The sequence below is a fragment of the Candidatus Mikella endobia genome (assembly GCF_900048045.1).
GTDB classification, from domain to species: domain Bacteria; phylum Pseudomonadota; class Gammaproteobacteria; order Enterobacterales; family Enterobacteriaceae; genus Mikella; species Mikella endobia.
The window spans coordinates 96500-111875 of sequence record NZ_LN999831.1 but is presented as its reverse complement, the minus strand read 5'-3'; the positions used below and the strand labels follow the sequence as shown (position 1 = coordinate 111875).

Sequence of the window (15376 nt, the reverse complement as noted above, 5' to 3'; positions counted from 1 at the left end):
AAGATTATTTCAATAAAAATTATTTTTAATATTTTTAAAGGTCTCTAACTTCCATAGGAACCGATTTGTGAAAGATTTACTTATATCATTAAAAACAAACAATAAAATAGAAGAATTTGATACAATCAAAATTTCATTAGCATCCCCAGACATTATTCGTTCTTGGTCTTTTGGTGAAGTAAAAAAAGCAGAAACAATTAATTATCGTACTTTTAAACCTGAGAGAGATGGTTTATTTTGTGCACGTATTTTTGGACCTGTAAAAGATTATGAATGTTTATGTGGTAAGTATAAAAGATTAAAACATAAAGGTATAATTTGTGAAAAATGTGGAGTAGAAATAACACAAACTAAAGTTCGACGTGAACGTATGGGTCATATTGAATTAGCTGCACCTATTGCACATATTTGGTTTTTAAAATCTTTACCTTCTCGTATTGGATTATTATTAGATATGTCATTACGTGACATAGAACGTGTATTATATTTTGAGTCTTATATTGTAATTGATAGCGGTATGACTAATCTTGAATGTAGACAAATTTTAACTGAAGATCAATATTTAGATGCTTTAGAAGAATTTGGTGATGAATTTGAAGCACAAATGGGTGCTGAATCAATCTATAATATATTAAAAAATATGGATTTAAAAAATGAATGTAATAACTTACGAGAAGAATTAGAAAATTCTAATTTTGAAACTAAACGTAAAAAATTAACTAAGCGTTTAAAATTATTAGAATCTTTTATAGAATCAGGCAATAAACCAGAATGGATGATATTAACAGTATTGCCAGTATTGCCACCAGATTTACGACCTTTAGTACCTTTAGAAGGTGGTAGATTTGCTACTTCAGATCTAAATGATCTATATCGTCGTGTAATTAATCGTAATAATAGGTTAAAACGTTTATTAGATTTATCTGCCCCTGATATTATTGTACGTAATGAAAAACGAATGTTACAAGAAGCTGTTGATGCATTAATAGATAATGGTCGTAGAGGACGTGCTATTACTGGTTCTAATAAACGACCCCTAAAATCAATGGCAGATATGATTAAAGGAAAACAAGGTCGTTTTAGACAAAATTTATTAGGTAAACGTGTTGATTATTCAGGACGTTCGGTTATCACTGTAGGTCCATATTTACGTCTTCATCAATGTGGTTTACCCAAAAAAATGGCATTAGAATTATTTAAACCATTTATTTATGGAAAATTAGAACTGCGTGGTTTTGCAACAACAATTAAAGCAGCAAAAAAAATGGTTGAACGTGAAGAAACTATAGTATGGGATATTTTAGATGAAATTATACATGAACACCCAGTAATGTTAAATAGAGCACCTACATTACATCGGTTAGGTATACAAGCATTTGAACCAGTACTTATTGAAGGTAAAGCAATTCAATTACACCCCCTAGTATGTGCAGCATATAATGCTGATTTTGATGGAGATCAAATGGCAGTACATGTTCCATTAACATTAGAAGCACAAATTGAAGCACGTACATTAATGATGTCTACAAATAATATATTATCTCCTGCAAATGGAGAACCTATTATTGTTCCATCTCAAGATGTAGTTTTAGGTTTATACTATATGACTCGTGATCGTATTAATGCTAAAGGCGAAGGTATGATATTAACTGGACCTAAAGAAGCTGAACATATTTATAGTCTGGGTATAGCAGAATTACACGCTAAAGTTAAAGTACGTATTACTGAATATGAAAAAATCAATAATAATGAATGGATAGAAAAAACTAATATAGTAAATACTACTGTGGGACGTGCTATTTTATGGCTTATAATTCCTAAAGGATTACCTTTTTCATTAATAAATCAAGTATTAGGTAAAAAATTAATTTCTAAAATGCTTAATACTTGCTATAGGGTATTAGGATTAAAGCAAACTGTTATTTTTGCAGATCAAATTATGTATACTGGATTTTATTATGCGGCTCGTTCAGGAGCCTCAGTTGGTATAGATGATATGGTAATTCCCACAAATAAAAGAGAAATTTTAAATGAAGCAGAAACAGAAGTTGCAGAAATACAAGAGCAATTTCAATCAGGTCTTGTTACTGCTGGTGAACGTTATAACAAAGTTATTGATATATGGGCTGCAGCTAATGAACGTATTGCTAAAGCTATGATGGATAATATATCTACTGAAATTGTAATTAATAGCAATGGTACAAAAGAAAGTCAAGTATCTTTTAATAGTATTTTTATGATGGCTGATTCTGGAGCTCGGGGTTCTGCAGTACAAATACGTCAATTAGCAGGTATGCGTGGGTTGATGGCAAAACCTGATGGTTCGATTATTGAAACTCCTATTACTGCAAATTTTCGTGAAGGTTTAAATGTACTTCAATATTTTATTTCTACACATGGGGCACGTAAAGGATTAGCTGATACTGCATTAAAAACTGCTAATTCTGGATATTTAACTCGTCGTTTAGTTGATGTAGCACAAGATCTTGTAATAACTGAAAAAGATTGCGGTACCTTTTCAGGTATATTAATGACTCCTGTTATTGAAGGAGGAGAGGTTAAAGAACCACTTCGAGAAAAAGTCTTAGGACGTGTTACAGCAGAAAATATTTTTAAACCAGGTACAAAAAATATTTTATTAGAAAGAAATACATTATTGAATGAACAATGTTGTGATATTTTAGAAAATAATTCAGTTGATAGTATTAAAGTACGTTCAGTAGTAACTTGTAATACTGATTTTGGAGTTTGTGCTAATTGTTATGGTCGTGATTTATCTAGAGGAAATTTAGTAAATGAAGGAGAAGCTATTGGTGTAATAGCAGCTCAATCTATAGGGGAACCAGGAACACAACTTACTATGCGTACATTTCATATTGGTGGTGCTGCTTCTCGTGTTGCTGCAGAATCTAGTATTCAAGTAAAAAATACAGGAATAATTCGTTTAAATAACGCAAAATTTGTATTTAATTGTAATGGTAAATTAGTTATTACTTCACGTAATACTGAACTAAAATTAATTGATAAATTTGGAAGAATTAAAGAAAGTTATAAAGTTCCTTATGGAGCTATTATGGAAAAAGGGGATTTATCAGAAATAATTAGTGGAGAAATTATTGCTAATTGGGATCCTCATACTATGCCTATTATTACTGAAGTTAATGGTTTTGTTCGTTTTACTGATATGATTGAAGGACAAACTATTATTCGTCAAACAGATGAACTTACAGGTTTATCTTCTATAGTAGTTCTTGATACTGCTGAACGTACTAGTAGTGGTAAAGATTTACGTCCTGCATTACATATAGTTGATATTGAAGGTCAAGATGTTTTATTACCAGGAACAGATATTCCTGCACAATATTTTTTACCAGGGAAAACTATTATCCATCTTGTAGATGGTGCTAAAATTACTTGTGGTGATACATTAGCACGTTTACCACAAGAAACTAGTGGTATTAAAGATATTACTGGGGGTTTACCTCGTGTAGCTGATTTATTTGAAGCTCGTAGTCCTAAAGAACCTGCTATTTTAGCTGAAATAAGTGGTATAATTACTTTCGGTAAAGAAACTAAAGGAAAACGTCGCCTTATTATTTTACCTTTAGATGAAAATCATGAATCTTATGAAGAAATGATTCCCAAATGGCGTCATCTTAATGTATTTGAAGGTGAACATGTAGAACGAGGAGATGTTATTTCTGATGGTCCAGAATCTCCACATGATATTTTACGATTACGGGGTATACATGAAGTCACTCGTTATATTGTAAATGAAGTTCAAGAAGTTTATCGATTACAAGGAGTAAAAATAAATGATAAACATATAGAGATTATTGTTCGCCAAATGTTACGTAAAGTTACTATTACTAATAGTAACCATCCAGAATTTTTAGAAGGTGAACAAGTAGAATATTCTCATATTAAAATTGCTAATAGACAACTAGAAAAAAATGGCAAAAAAATAATAGAATATATTCCTAATTTACTAGGAATTACTAAAGCTTCTCTTGCAACAGATTCTTTTATCTCAGCAGCATCATTTCAAGAAACTACACGTGTGTTAACAGAAGCTGCTGTAGCAGGAAAATGTGATGAATTACGTGGTTTAAAAGAAAATGTTATAGTTGGAAGATTAATACCAGCAGGTACTGGTTATAAATATCATAAGAATCGTAATTCTTGTAAAAAAAATAATATATCTAATAAAGCACCTATTATTACTACAGATAAAGCTGAAGCTAATTTAGCAGAACTTTTAAAATCTAGTATTACAAATGATTAATAAGTAAATTACTACTTTTATTGTATATCGTTTAAGATATATTATAAATTTAAAATAAGAAATAAATTAATAATTATTTAAATATTTTATACCAAATATATTTTTAAGTATTTTATAGTATAAAATACTTAATAGTAAATATTATTTATTTATGAATTCTTCTTAATAAGAAGAATATTATTGATATAATAAAAAAATTAATTTGTTAGTTTTAAACTAAATTAAATAAAATATATAGTTTATAATTATAAATAAAATCTTTTTTGTAAGAAAAAGATATTAATATTTTTTAAAAATATTGAATAAAACTAGATTTTTAATAAATAAAATTATAAAATATATTTTAATAAAAATAGTTATTTCAATATTTAAAATTGTTTACATTTATATTTTTTAGATATCTCTCAAATAGAGATTCTTATTTAAAAAAAGATATATTATCATTTAATTATTAAATATTATTTAAAATATTTAATTATTTTTACTATAAATTAAAAATAAATAGTGTTAATTAATAGCCGGTATAACTCAATTGGTAGAGTAACTGATTTGTAATCAGTAGGTTGAGGGTTCGATTCCTTCTACCGGCACCCAAATTTGGTGGGGTTCCCGAGTGGCTAAAGGGAGCAGACTGTAAATCTGCCGTCAGAGACTTCGAAGGTTCGAATCCTTCCCCCACCACCAGATATTATTAAATAATAAATTTAAATTTTAAATTATATTAAAAAAATTTAAATTTTCTAAATGCGAGCATCGTATAATGGTTATTACCTCAGCCTTCCAAGCTGAAGATGTGGGTTCGATTCCCACTGTTCGCTCCAAATACGCTGATATAGCTTAGTTGGTAGAGCACACCCTTGGTAAGGGTGAGGTCGGCAGTTCAAATCTGCCTATCAGCATCATTTATTTTGTCTATACTTAGAGTTGCTTTGAACTTATTAATATGGCATATATAAATATATATATACATAGGTACATTATACTAGAGGAATATATTTGTGTCTAAAGAAAAATTTCAACGTACAAAACCGCACGTTAATATAGGTACTATTGGACATGTCGATCATGGAAAAACAACTTTAACTGCTGCTATTACCACTGTTTTAGCTAAAACTTATGGTGGCAATGCACGTGCTTGTGAACAAATTGATAATACCCCCGAAGAAAAACTTCGAGGTATTACTATAAATGCTTCACATGTTGAATATGATACTTTAAATCGTCATTATGCACATGTAGATTGTCCAGGACATGCTGATTATGTAAAAAATATGATTACTGGAGCTGCTCAAATGGATGGTGCCATTTTAGTAGTTGCAGCTACTGATGGTCCTATGCCGCAGACTAGAGAGCATATACTTTTGGCTCGTCAAGTAGGTGTACCTTATATAATAGTATTCATGAATAAATGTGATTTAGTTAATGATGCAGAATTATTAGAACTTGTAGAAATGGAAGTACGTGAATTATTATCACAGTACGATTTTCCTGGAGAAAATACACCTATTATTCGAGGTTCCGCATTAAAAGCACTAGAAGAGAATGATGAAATATGGACACCAAAAATTATTGAATTAGCAAAAACACTAGATACATACATTCCTGAACCTAAGCGAAATATTGATCAACCATTCTTATTACCAATTGAAGATGTATTTTCTATTTCTGGACGTGGTACAGTAGTAACTGGTCGTATAGAAAGAGGTATAATTAAAGTGAGTGATGAAATAGAAATAGTAGGAATTAAAAATACTACTAAAACTATTTGTACTGGTGTTGAAATGTTTCGTAAATTATTAGATGAAGGACGTGCTGGGGATAATGTAGGAATATTACTCAGAGGTACTAAACGTGAAGATGTAGAACGAGGTCAAGTTTTAGCAAAAATAGGATCAATTAAACCATATACAAAATTTGAATCAGAAGTTTATATTTTAAATAAAGAAGAAGGCGGACGTCATACACCTTTTTTTAAAGGATATCGTCCCCAATTTTATTTTCGTACTACTGATGTAACTGGTATCATAGAATTACCAGAAAATATTGAAATGGTTATGCCGGGTGATAATATTAAGATGATTGTTAATTTATTATCTCCTATTGCTATGGATAATGGTTTACGTTTTGCTATTCGTGAAGGTGGTCATACTATTGGTGCAGGAATTGTTACTAAAATTTTTGAATAAATAATATATTATAAAAAAATCTCTCTGTATAACAGAGAGATATTTTTTAACATGGAGTTTTAATTTTAATTTAAAAAATTATATTAATTAAAATTTATATATTAAATATATTATATATAAAATATTAATTAAAACCTACAAATAACATCCCAAATAAAGGGATAAAACATGAACAAAATTATATTATATATTAAATAATAATAAAGTAATTTTATATTCATAAATTATAAATAAAATAATTGGAGTTTGGGTCTAATGCAGAACCAAAGAATCCGTATACGTTTAAAAGCTTTTGATTATCGTTTAATTGATCAATCAACACTAGAAATAGTTGAAACCGCTAAACGTACTGGTGCTCAAGTACGTGGTCCAATTCCTCTACCTACTTGTAAAGAACGCTTTACTATTTTGATTTCTCCGCATGTAAATAAAGATGCACGAGATCAATATGAAATCCGTACTCATAAACGTTTAATTGATATTGTTGAACCAACTAAAAAAACTGTTGATGCACTTATGCGTTTAGATTTAGCTGCTGGGGTAGATGTACAGATTAGTTTAGGTTAATTAAATTGTTGAAAATAAAGAGATTTAAATAATGAAAGGTTTAATAGGAAGTAAAGTAGGCATGACTCGTATTTTTACGAAAGAAGGGATTTCTATTCCAATAACAGTTATTGAAATTAAAGAAAACCGTATAATACAGATTAAAAATATTAAAAATGATGGATATAATGCTATACAAATTACTTCTGGTGTTAAAAAAATTAATAAAATAATTAAACCTGAAGCCGGACATTTTGCCAAAGCAGGTGTTAAAGTAGGATGTGGTCTATGGGAATTTAACATGGAAAATATTGAAGGAATTACTGTTGGTCAAAATATTTCTCTAGAAATATTCGTTAATGTAAAAAAAGTTGATATTATTGGTACTTCTAAAGGTAAAGGATTTTCTGGTACTGTAAAACGTTGGAATTTTCATACTCAAGATTCTAGCCATGGTAATTCATTATCTCATCGCGCTCCAGGTTCTATAGGTCAAAATCAAACTCCAGGGAAAGTATTCAAAGGAAAAAAAATGTCAGGACATCTAGGTAATGAAAGAGTTACAATTCAAAATCTAGAAATAATACGTATTGATATAAAACGCAATTTATTATTAATAAAAGGTGCGGTTCCTGGAGTAATTGGTAATAAATTGATAATTAAACCAGCTATTAAAGCATAATAGCGAGGATATATGAATGGAATTAATACTAAAAAATACATTAAATAAAACATTAACTGTTTCTGAAAAAATATTTGGATGTACTTTTAATAAAGCATTAATTCATCAAGTTCTTGTAGCTTATGCTGCAGAAGCTCGTCAGGGAACTTGTTGTCAGAAAAATCGTGCAGAAGTTATTGGTTCGGGTAAAAAACCTTGGCGGCAAAAAGGAACAGGTAGAGCACGTTCAGGTAGCGTTAAAAGTCCTATTTGGCGTTCTGGTGGTGTTACTTTTGCAGCTAAACCGCAAGATTATAGTAAAAAAATCAATAAAAAAATGTATCGCGGAGCTATAAAAAGTATTATATCAGAATTGATACGCCAAAATCGTTTAATTATTGTTGAATATTTTTCTATACAAGCACCTAAAACAAAATTATTAGTACAAAAATTACAAGAATTTTTCTTAAATGATGTTTTAATAATTACAGATAATTTAGAAATAAATTTATTTTTTGCTGCACGTAATCTTTATAAAGTAAAAGTAAGTAATACTAAAAGTATTAACCCAATTAATCTTATTTCTTTTGAAAAGGTAATTATAACAGTTAATGCTATTAAACAAATTGAGGATATGTTGGTATGATTTGTGAAGAATATTTATTAAAATTATTACGTACTCCACATATTTCTGAAAAAGTATCTACATCAATAAAAAAATATAACACTATTGTTTTTAATGTAACTAAAAATAGTAATAAAATAGAAATTAAATCTGCTATACAAAAAATTTTTAAAGTAAAAGTACATAAAATACATACACTTATAGTTAAAGGAAAACGTAAACGTCACAAACAATATATGGGTTATCGTAGTAATTGGAAAAAAGCTTATATACTTTTAAAACAAGATCAAAAAATAGAATCTATTGGAAAATCAGAATTATTTTAGTGAGTATGATAAGGAATCATAATAATGTCACTTGTTAAGTGTAAACCCACATCTCCAGGTCGTCGCCATGTTTTTAAAATAATAAATTCTAATATTCACAAAGGGAAACCTTATTCTAAATTATTAACATCTCTTCCTAAATCAGGGGGACGTAATAATAATGGTCGTATCACTATGCGACATATTGGTGGGGGTCATAAAAAAAAATATCGTTTAATAGATTTTAAACGTAATAAAGATGGTATTCAAGCAACAATAGAACGATTTGAATATGATCCTAACAGATCTGCGAATATTATCTTAGTTAAATATAAAGATGGTGAACGTCGTTATATACTTGCACCCAAAGGATTAAATATTGGTGATAAAATTGAATCTGGTGTTGATGCAGCAATTAAAATAGGTAATGCTCTTCCTATGAAAAATATCCCCATTGGTTCTATTGTACATAATGTAGAAATGAAACTAAACAAAGGTGGTCAATTAGCACGTTCTGCTGGTACTTCTATTCAAATAATAGCTCGTGATAAGAATCATGTTACTTTACGTTTACGTTCTGGTGAAATACGTAAGATTAATTCTGAATGTCGTGCTACTTTAGGTGAAATAGATAATGCAGAACATATGTTACGTTTGTTAGGTAAAGCTGGTGCTAAAAGATGGTTAGGTATACGTTCTACTGTTAGAGGTACAGCAATGAATCCCATTGACCATCCGCACGGTGGTGGTGAAGGACGTAATTTTGGTAAACATCCTGTATCTCCATGGGGTCTTCATACTAAAGGTAAAAAAACTCGCAGTAATAAACGTACTGATAAATTTATTGTATGTCATCGTAAATAATATTAGAGGATAAATTATGCCCCGTTCTCTTAAAAAAGGTCCATTTATTGACTTACATTTATTAAAAAAAATAGAGAAAGCCATTGAAACAAATGACAAAAAACCTATTCGTACTTGGTCACGTCGTTCAACAATATTTCCAGCAATGATAGGTTTAACTATTGCTATTCATAATGGAAGACAGCATATTCCTGTTTTTGTTATAGATGAAATGGTTGGTCACAAATTAGGAGAATTTGCTCCCACACGTACTTATCGTGGGCATGCAGTCGACAAAACTACTAAAAAATGCTAAATTTAGGAACCAATAGATGAAAACTATTGCTAGATATCGCTATGCTAGTTCTTCTGCTCAAAAAGTTAGATTAGTAGCTAATCAAATTCGTGGTAAAAAAGTTTTACAAGCTATGAAAGAGTTAACTTTTTCTAAAAAGAAAGCTGCTAATATAATCAAAAAAATACTAAAATCTGCTATTGCTAATGCTGAACACAATGATGGTGCAGATGAAATTAATAACTTTAAAATTTCAAAAATTTTTGTTGATACTGGTCCAAGTATTAAACGTATTATGCCCAGAGCTAAAGGTCGTGCAGACCGTATATTAAAGCGTACAAATCATATTACGATAATTATATCTGTATAATCGATAAAAATTTTGGAGATTATAAATAATGGGTCATAAAGTAAATCCTAATGGAATTCGTTTAGGTATTATTAAACCATGGAATTCTATTTGGTATGCAAATAAAAAAGAATTTGCTAATAATATAGATAACGATTTTAAAATTCGTCAATTCTTAATTAAAGAACTATCAAAATCTTCAATTTCTCGTATAATAATAGATCGTCCAACAAATAATATTTGCATTACAATACATACAGCTCGTCCAGGTATAGTAATAGGAAAAAAAGGAGAAGATCTTGAAAAATTACGTAAAACTATATCTAATATAGCACAATTACCAGCAAAAATTAATATTGTTGAAATTCGTAAACCTGAACTAGACGCTAAATTAGTTGCTGAAAATATTGCTTCGCAACTTGAACGTCGTATTCTTTTTCGAAGAGCTATGAAACGTGCTGTTCAAAGTGCTATACGTAGCGGAGCTAAAGGAATTAAAATTGAAGTTAGTGGACGTTTAGGAGGAGCTGAAATAGCACGTACTGAATGGTATAGAGAGGGTCGTGTACCCCTACATACGTTGCGTGCAGATATCGATTATAATACTTCTGAAGCATATACAGTTTATGGTGTCATAGGATTAAAAGTATGGATTTTTAAAGGTGAAATTTTAGGAAGTACTAATATTAATAATGAACCTTCAAAACAAAATATTAAACTTAAAAAACAGCAATCTAATATTAAAAAACAAAAAAATAAAAGTAGTATTGTTGTAAATAAAACTAATATAAGTAAAAGTAAGGAGAACTTTTGATGCTACAACCAAAGCGTACAAAATTCCGTAAAATGCATAAAGGTCGTAATCGGGGACTAGCAGTAAGTACGGATATTAAATTCGGTACTTTTGGTTTAAAATCTATTGAACGTGGTCGTTTAACTTCTTCTCAAATTGAAGCAGCACGTCGTGCTATAACACACGAAATTAAGCATCAAGGTAAAGTATGGATTCGTATTTTTCCTGATAAACCTATTACTAAAAAACCGCTTGAAGTACGTATGGGAAAAGGTAAAGGAAATGTAGAATATTGGGTTGCTTTAATTCAACCTGGGAAGATATTATATGAAATAGATGGTATTTCAGAAACATTAGCCTATGAAGCATTCAAGTTAGCATCAGCAAAACTACCAATCAAAACTATATTTATAAATAAAAAGGTAATATCATATATATGATGAATATACATAAAGAAAATATTCAAACTTTAAATAAAAAATTATCTTCTTTATTCAGAGAACAATTTTATTTACGTATGCAAGCTTCTAATGGAAAATTACATAAATATCATCTTTTTAAAAAAGTACGATATAATATTGCCCGTATTAAAACATTATTAACTGAAATCACTAAAATAAAAGGTACTTAATGAATTCTAAAATACGTACTTTACAAGGTTGTGTAGTTAGCAATAAAATGGAAAAATCTATTATTGTAATAATAGAACGTTTAGTAAAACATCCAAAATACGGTAAATTTATTAAACGTACTACTAAACTTCATGTACATGATGAAACTAATGAGAGTAATATCGGTGATATAGTTGAAATAACTGAATGTCGTCCTCTTTCTAAATTAAAATCTTGGAAATTAATTCGTATTATTAAAAAATATTTTTAATAATATATATCTTCATTAATTTTTAATTAATAAAAATTATTTTTTAAAATATTTTTTATAAAAATAAAATTTTTGTAAAAATATTAAAATTATATCATAATGGAGGATCCATATGATTCAAGAACAAACTATACTTTCAGTAGCTGATAACTCTGGAGCACGTCGTGTAATGTGTATTAAAGTATTAGGTGGTTCACATCGTAGATATGCAAATATTGGAAATATAATTAAAATTGCTATTAAAGAAGCAATTCCTCGTGGAAAAGTTAAAAAAGGTGATGTTCTAAAAGCAGTTATAGTACGTACTAAAAAAGGGATTCGTCGTTCTGATAATTCTGTAATTCGATTTGATAGTAATGCTTGTGTTTTACTAAATAATAATAATGATCAACCTATTGGTACACGTATTTTTGGACCTATAACTCGTGAATTACGTATTGAAAAATTTATGAAAATTATTTCTTTAGCACCGGAAGTACTATAAAATTATAAATTATAATTTTTTATATTTCATAAGGAATAAAAAATAATATGGCAGCTAAAATATGTGTTAATGATGAAGTAATTGTTCTAGCAGGAAAAGATAAAAATAAAATAGGTAAAGTAAAAACTATTTTTTCTAATGGAAAAAGTATTATTACTGGTATAAATTTAATTAAAAAACATCAAAAACCCATGCCTACATTAAATAAATTAGGTGGTATTCTTCAAAAAGAAGCAAAAATAGATATTTCTAATATTGCAATTTTTAATGTAATTACAAATAAAGCAGATCGGATAGGATTTAAAATTGAAAATAATAAGAAAAAAGTAAGATTTTTAAAATCTAATGGTAAAATTATTAATTAAATTAGAGTAAACTAATGGCAAAATTATACGATTACTATAAAAATGAAGTTGTAGTTCAATTAATGAAAGATTTTAAGTATCATTCTATTATGCAAGTTCCTCAATTTAATAAGATTACTTTAAATATGGGTGTAGGAAAATCAATTTTAAATAAAAAAATATTAGATTCTGCTAAAGAAGATTTAACTTTAATTTCAGGTCAAAAACCAATTATAACTAAAGCACGTAAATCTATTGCTGGATTTAAAATCCGTCAAGGATATCCTATTGGATGTAAAGTAACTTTACGTGGACAACGTATGTGGGAATTCTTAGAAAGATTGCTTTTTATTGCTATTCCACGTATCCGTGATTTTCGAGGTTTATCTATTAAGTCATTTGATGGTCATGGAAATTATAGCATAGGAATACATGAACATATTATTTTTCCAGAAATAAATTATGAAAAAGCAGATCATGTTTGTGGATTAGATATTACTATTACTACTACTGCAAAATCAGATAATGAAGGTTGTAAGCTATTAACTGCTTTTAATTTCCCCTTTCGTAAAGAAGGTAAATAATGGCTAAAAAATCTATAAAAGCACGAGAAATAAAAAGAATAAAATTATCTAAAAAATTTTTTAAAAAACGTACTGAACTGAAAACTATTATTTCTAGTATAAATGTTACTGATGAAGATCGTTGGAATGCTGTTATAAAACTGCAAACTTTACCAAGAGATTCTAGTCCATCTAGAAAACGTAATAGATGTCGTCAAACTGGACGTCCACACGCTTATTTACGAAAATTTGGATTAAGTCGTATTAAAGTACGTGAAGCTGCTATGCGTGGGGAAATTCCAGGTTTGAGAAAAGCTAGTTGGTAATTATTTACTATTGATAAATAATAGGAGTTATAAATAAATGAGCATGCAAGATCCAATTGCTGATATGCTAACTAGCATTCGAAATGGTCAAAATGCTAATAAAGATATAGTTTATATACCTAATTCGAAAGTTAAAGTAGCAATTGTTACTTTACTAAAAGAAGAAGGTTTTATTCAAAATTATAAAATATTAGGTAATACTAATAGTATAATTAAAATTATACTAAAATATTTTAATGGAAAACCAGTATTAGAAAATATACAACGTATTAGTCGTCCAGGTTGTCGTGTTTATAAGAAAAAACATGCCTTACCCAAAGTAATGTCAGGTATGGGTATAGCAATTATTTCTACTTCTTTAGGTATGATAACTGATAGTACTGCGCGTAAATTAGGTATTGGTGGTGAAATTATTTGTTATATAGCATAATAATGGTGATAAAATGTCTCGTGTTGCTAAAACACCTATAAAAATTCCTGCAGGAGTAGAGATAACCTTTCAAGGAAAAAATATTTTAATTAAAGGTAATAAAGGTGAGTTAATTGGCACTATTAATGAATATATTAACGTTCAGTATGATAATAATCAATTATTTTTTGCTCCGAATAGAAAAACAGATACTAATAGCTGGGCAATAGCAGGCACTACACGAGCGTTAATAAACGGAATGGTAATTGGTGTAACACATGGATTTATTAAAAAATTACAATTAGTAGGTGTAGGTTATCGTGTAACAATTAAAGATAATATAGTTAATTTATCTTTAGGATTTTCTCATCTTATAAATTATAATTTACCTGTAGGTATTACAGCAGAATGTCCTATTCAAACTGAAATTATTATTAAAGGAGCTAATAAACAACTTGTTGGTCAAGTTGCTGCAGATTTACGTAATTTTCGTCGTCCTGAACCTTATAAAGGTAAAGGTATTCGTTATGCTGATGAAATTGTACGTATTAAAGAGACCAAAAAAAAGTAAAATATAAAGGTAATAATTATGAATAAAAAATTAGCTAGGATTCGACGTTCTATAACAACCAGATGTAAAATAAAAAAATTAAAAACTATTCGTTTAGTTATACACCGTACATCACGTCATATTTATGCACAAATTTTTGAACCTAATAATTCTAAAGTTTTAGTAGCTGCTTCTACTTTAGAAAAAAATATCATAGATAGATTAAATTTTTTAGGTATTATTAATACTAGTAATAAATCTGCAGCTTCAGAAATAGGTAAAATTATCGCTATACGAGCTTTAGAAAAAGGAATCAAGAATGTTTCTTTTGATCGTTCTGGTTTTAAATATCATGGTCGAGTTCAAGCATTAGCAAATGCTGCTCGTATAGCTGGTCTTCAGTTTTAAGGTAAATTTATAAAATGATACATATTGAAAAACAAGTTAGTATATTACAAGAAAAATTAATTACAGTAAATAGAGTATCTAAAACAGTAAAAGGGGGTCGTATTTTTAGTTTTACAGCAATGATGGTTGTTGGTAATGGTAATGGTAAAGTTGGATTTGGTTATGGTAAAGCAAAAGAAGTTCCTTCTGCAATACAAAAAGCAATAGAAAAAGCACGTAAAAATATGATACATATCGTAATAAAAAGCGGTACTTTACAACATCCAATTAAAGGAATATATACTGGATCTTTAGTTTTTATGAAACCAGCATTTCAAGGAACTGGTATTATAGCTGGAGGTGCTATGCGTGCTGTTTTAGAAGTTGCAGGAATTCATAATGTATTAGCTAAAGCATATGGATCAACTAATCCAATAAATGTTATTCGTGCCACTATTGAAGCTCTGAGTAAGATGAATTCTCCTGAAATAATTGCTGCTAAACGTGGTAAATCTATTAAAGAAATTTTGAAGTAATTTATTA

Annotated in this window: 20 protein-coding genes, 4 tRNA genes and 1 pseudogene; all 25 read left to right on the top strand. The window is 28.8% G+C overall.

Annotated features, from left to right (window positions below; all coding sequences use genetic code 11):
* Nucleotides 1-67 precede the first annotated feature (67 nt).
* The 25 genes and pseudogenes from rpoC to rpsE all read left to right on the top strand — a co-directional run bounded on the left by rpoC (nt 68) and on the right by rpsE (nt 15369).
* Complete coding sequence (rpoC, locus tag A4A67_RS00540; RefSeq protein WP_067569160.1) at nt 68-4285, top strand: DNA-directed RNA polymerase subunit beta'; 4218 nt, start codon at nt 68-70, stop codon at nt 4283-4285.
* A gap of 517 nt (nt 4286-4802) precedes the next feature.
* Nucleotides 4803-4875: transfer RNA gene (locus tag A4A67_RS00535), tRNA-Thr, on the top strand.
* Nucleotides 4876-4884: 9 nt separating this feature from the next.
* A tRNA-Tyr gene (locus A4A67_RS00530) sits at nt 4885-4969 on the top strand.
* A 62-nt stretch (nt 4970-5031) separates the two neighbouring features.
* Nucleotides 5032-5106 (top strand) — tRNA-Gly (locus tag A4A67_RS00525).
* 5 nt (nt 5107-5111) lie between these two features.
* Nucleotides 5112-5184: transfer RNA gene (locus tag A4A67_RS00520), tRNA-Thr, on the top strand.
* A gap of 99 nt (nt 5185-5283) precedes the next feature.
* The gene (tuf, locus tag A4A67_RS00515) at nt 5284-6471 is read left to right on the top strand and encodes an elongation factor Tu (RefSeq protein ID WP_067569158.1); all 1188 of its coding nucleotides are present in this window, start codon (nt 5284-5286) and stop codon (nt 6469-6471) included.
* Nucleotides 6472-6726: 255 nt separating this feature from the next.
* Nucleotides 6727-7038, top strand: coding sequence for a 30S ribosomal protein S10 (gene rpsJ, locus A4A67_RS00510; protein WP_067569156.1), 312 nt, complete (start codon nt 6727-6729; stop codon nt 7036-7038).
* A gap of 31 nt (nt 7039-7069) precedes the next feature.
* On the top strand, nt 7070-7699 hold the full coding sequence (gene rplC / locus A4A67_RS00505; RefSeq protein WP_067569154.1) for a 50S ribosomal protein L3: 630 nt from the start codon (nt 7070-7072) through the stop codon (nt 7697-7699).
* Nucleotides 7700-7715: 16 nt separating this feature from the next.
* Nucleotides 7716-8324: a 50S ribosomal protein L4 gene (gene rplD, locus A4A67_RS00500; protein WP_067569152.1), complete on the top strand. Its 609-nt coding sequence runs from the start codon at nt 7716-7718 to the stop codon at nt 8322-8324.
* Complete coding sequence (gene rplW / locus A4A67_RS00495) at nt 8321-8629, top strand: 50S ribosomal protein L23 (RefSeq protein ID WP_067569149.1); 309 nt, start codon at nt 8321-8323, stop codon at nt 8627-8629. The genes rplD and rplW overlap by 4 nt, the downstream gene beginning before the upstream one ends.
* Nucleotides 8630-8653: 24 nt before the next feature.
* The gene (gene rplB, locus A4A67_RS00490; protein ID WP_067569146.1) at nt 8654-9472 is read left to right on the top strand and encodes a 50S ribosomal protein L2; all 819 of its coding nucleotides are present in this window, start codon (nt 8654-8656) and stop codon (nt 9470-9472) included.
* 16 nt (nt 9473-9488) lie between these two features.
* A complete protein-coding gene (rpsS, locus tag A4A67_RS00485) occupies nt 9489-9767 on the top strand; it encodes a 30S ribosomal protein S19 (protein ID WP_067569142.1) in 279 nt (92 codons plus the stop codon).
* Nucleotides 9768-9783: 16 nt separating this feature from the next.
* Entirely contained in the window at nt 9784-10116 is a 333-nt protein-coding gene (gene rplV, locus A4A67_RS00480; protein WP_067569139.1) for a 50S ribosomal protein L22, read from the top strand.
* 28 nt (nt 10117-10144) lie between these two features.
* Nucleotides 10145-10843, top strand: a pseudogene (rpsC, locus tag A4A67_RS00475) (30S ribosomal protein S3); the annotation flags it as partial.
* A 65-nt stretch (nt 10844-10908) separates the two neighbouring features.
* Nucleotides 10909-11328 (top strand): 50S ribosomal protein L16, encoded by a 420-nt coding sequence (rplP, locus tag A4A67_RS00470; protein ID WP_067569133.1) that lies wholly within the window; start codon nt 10909-10911, stop codon nt 11326-11328.
* A complete protein-coding gene (rpmC, locus tag A4A67_RS00465; RefSeq protein WP_067569129.1) occupies nt 11325-11519 on the top strand; it encodes a 50S ribosomal protein L29 in 195 nt (64 codons plus the stop codon). Before rplP ends, rpmC begins: the two co-directional genes overlap by 4 nt.
* On the top strand, nt 11519-11770 hold the full coding sequence (rpsQ, locus tag A4A67_RS00460; RefSeq protein WP_067569126.1) for a 30S ribosomal protein S17: 252 nt from the start codon (nt 11519-11521) through the stop codon (nt 11768-11770). The genes rpmC and rpsQ overlap by 1 nt, the downstream gene beginning before the upstream one ends.
* Before the next feature lie 112 nt (nt 11771-11882).
* The gene (gene rplN / locus A4A67_RS00455) at nt 11883-12254 is read left to right on the top strand and encodes a 50S ribosomal protein L14 (protein WP_067569123.1); all 372 of its coding nucleotides are present in this window, start codon (nt 11883-11885) and stop codon (nt 12252-12254) included.
* Nucleotides 12255-12301: 47 nt separating this feature from the next.
* Nucleotides 12302-12619 (top strand): 50S ribosomal protein L24, encoded by a 318-nt coding sequence (gene rplX, locus A4A67_RS00450; RefSeq protein WP_067569120.1) that lies wholly within the window; start codon nt 12302-12304, stop codon nt 12617-12619.
* 14 nt (nt 12620-12633) lie between these two features.
* Nucleotides 12634-13182, top strand: coding sequence for a 50S ribosomal protein L5 (gene rplE, locus A4A67_RS00445; protein ID WP_067569115.1), 549 nt, complete (start codon nt 12634-12636; stop codon nt 13180-13182).
* A complete protein-coding gene (gene rpsN, locus A4A67_RS00440; protein WP_067569112.1) occupies nt 13182-13487 on the top strand; it encodes a 30S ribosomal protein S14 in 306 nt (101 codons plus the stop codon). The genes rplE and rpsN overlap by 1 nt, the downstream gene beginning before the upstream one ends.
* A 37-nt stretch (nt 13488-13524) precedes the next feature.
* The gene (gene rpsH / locus A4A67_RS00435; RefSeq protein ID WP_067569109.1) at nt 13525-13917 is read left to right on the top strand and encodes a 30S ribosomal protein S8; all 393 of its coding nucleotides are present in this window, start codon (nt 13525-13527) and stop codon (nt 13915-13917) included.
* Nucleotides 13918-13930: 13 nt separating this feature from the next.
* Nucleotides 13931-14467: a 50S ribosomal protein L6 gene (gene rplF / locus A4A67_RS00430; protein WP_067569106.1), complete on the top strand. Its 537-nt coding sequence runs from the start codon at nt 13931-13933 to the stop codon at nt 14465-14467.
* Between the two features lie 18 nt (nt 14468-14485).
* Entirely contained in the window at nt 14486-14854 is a 369-nt protein-coding gene (gene rplR, locus A4A67_RS00425) for a 50S ribosomal protein L18 (RefSeq protein ID WP_067569103.1), read from the top strand.
* A gap of 14 nt (nt 14855-14868) precedes the next feature.
* Nucleotides 14869-15369: a 30S ribosomal protein S5 gene (rpsE, locus tag A4A67_RS00420; protein WP_067569099.1), complete on the top strand. Its 501-nt coding sequence runs from the start codon at nt 14869-14871 to the stop codon at nt 15367-15369.
* Nucleotides 15370-15376: the final 7 nt, after the last annotated feature.

Coding starts and splice junctions, on each gene's coding strand:
- rpsJ (WP_067569156.1), top strand. CDS start 6,727: ATGCAGAACCAAAGAATCCGTATACGTTTAAAAGCTTTTGATTATCGT.
- rplC (WP_067569154.1), top strand. CDS start 7,070: ATGAAAGGTTTAATAGGAAGTAAAGTAGGCATGACTCGTATTTTTACG.
- rplD (WP_067569152.1), top strand. CDS start 7,716: ATGGAATTAATACTAAAAAATACATTAAATAAAACATTAACTGTTTCT.
- rplW (WP_067569149.1), top strand. CDS start 8,321: ATGATTTGTGAAGAATATTTATTAAAATTATTACGTACTCCACATATT.
- rplB (WP_067569146.1), top strand. CDS start 8,654: ATGTCACTTGTTAAGTGTAAACCCACATCTCCAGGTCGTCGCCATGTT.
- rpsS (WP_067569142.1), top strand. CDS start 9,489: ATGCCCCGTTCTCTTAAAAAAGGTCCATTTATTGACTTACATTTATTA.
- rplV (WP_067569139.1), top strand. CDS start 9,784: ATGAAAACTATTGCTAGATATCGCTATGCTAGTTCTTCTGCTCAAAAA.
- rplP (WP_067569133.1), top strand. CDS start 10,909: ATGCTACAACCAAAGCGTACAAAATTCCGTAAAATGCATAAAGGTCGT.
- rpmC (WP_067569129.1), top strand. CDS start 11,325: ATGATGAATATACATAAAGAAAATATTCAAACTTTAAATAAAAAATTA.
- rpsQ (WP_067569126.1), top strand. CDS start 11,519: ATGAATTCTAAAATACGTACTTTACAAGGTTGTGTAGTTAGCAATAAA.
- rplN (WP_067569123.1), top strand. CDS start 11,883: ATGATTCAAGAACAAACTATACTTTCAGTAGCTGATAACTCTGGAGCA.
- rplX (WP_067569120.1), top strand. CDS start 12,302: ATGGCAGCTAAAATATGTGTTAATGATGAAGTAATTGTTCTAGCAGGA.
- rplE (WP_067569115.1), top strand. CDS start 12,634: ATGGCAAAATTATACGATTACTATAAAAATGAAGTTGTAGTTCAATTA.
- rpsN (WP_067569112.1), top strand. CDS start 13,182: ATGGCTAAAAAATCTATAAAAGCACGAGAAATAAAAAGAATAAAATTA.
- rpsH (WP_067569109.1), top strand. CDS start 13,525: ATGAGCATGCAAGATCCAATTGCTGATATGCTAACTAGCATTCGAAAT.
- rplF (WP_067569106.1), top strand. CDS start 13,931: ATGTCTCGTGTTGCTAAAACACCTATAAAAATTCCTGCAGGAGTAGAG.
- rplR (WP_067569103.1), top strand. CDS start 14,486: ATGAATAAAAAATTAGCTAGGATTCGACGTTCTATAACAACCAGATGT.
- rpsE (WP_067569099.1), top strand. CDS start 14,869: ATGATACATATTGAAAAACAAGTTAGTATATTACAAGAAAAATTAATT.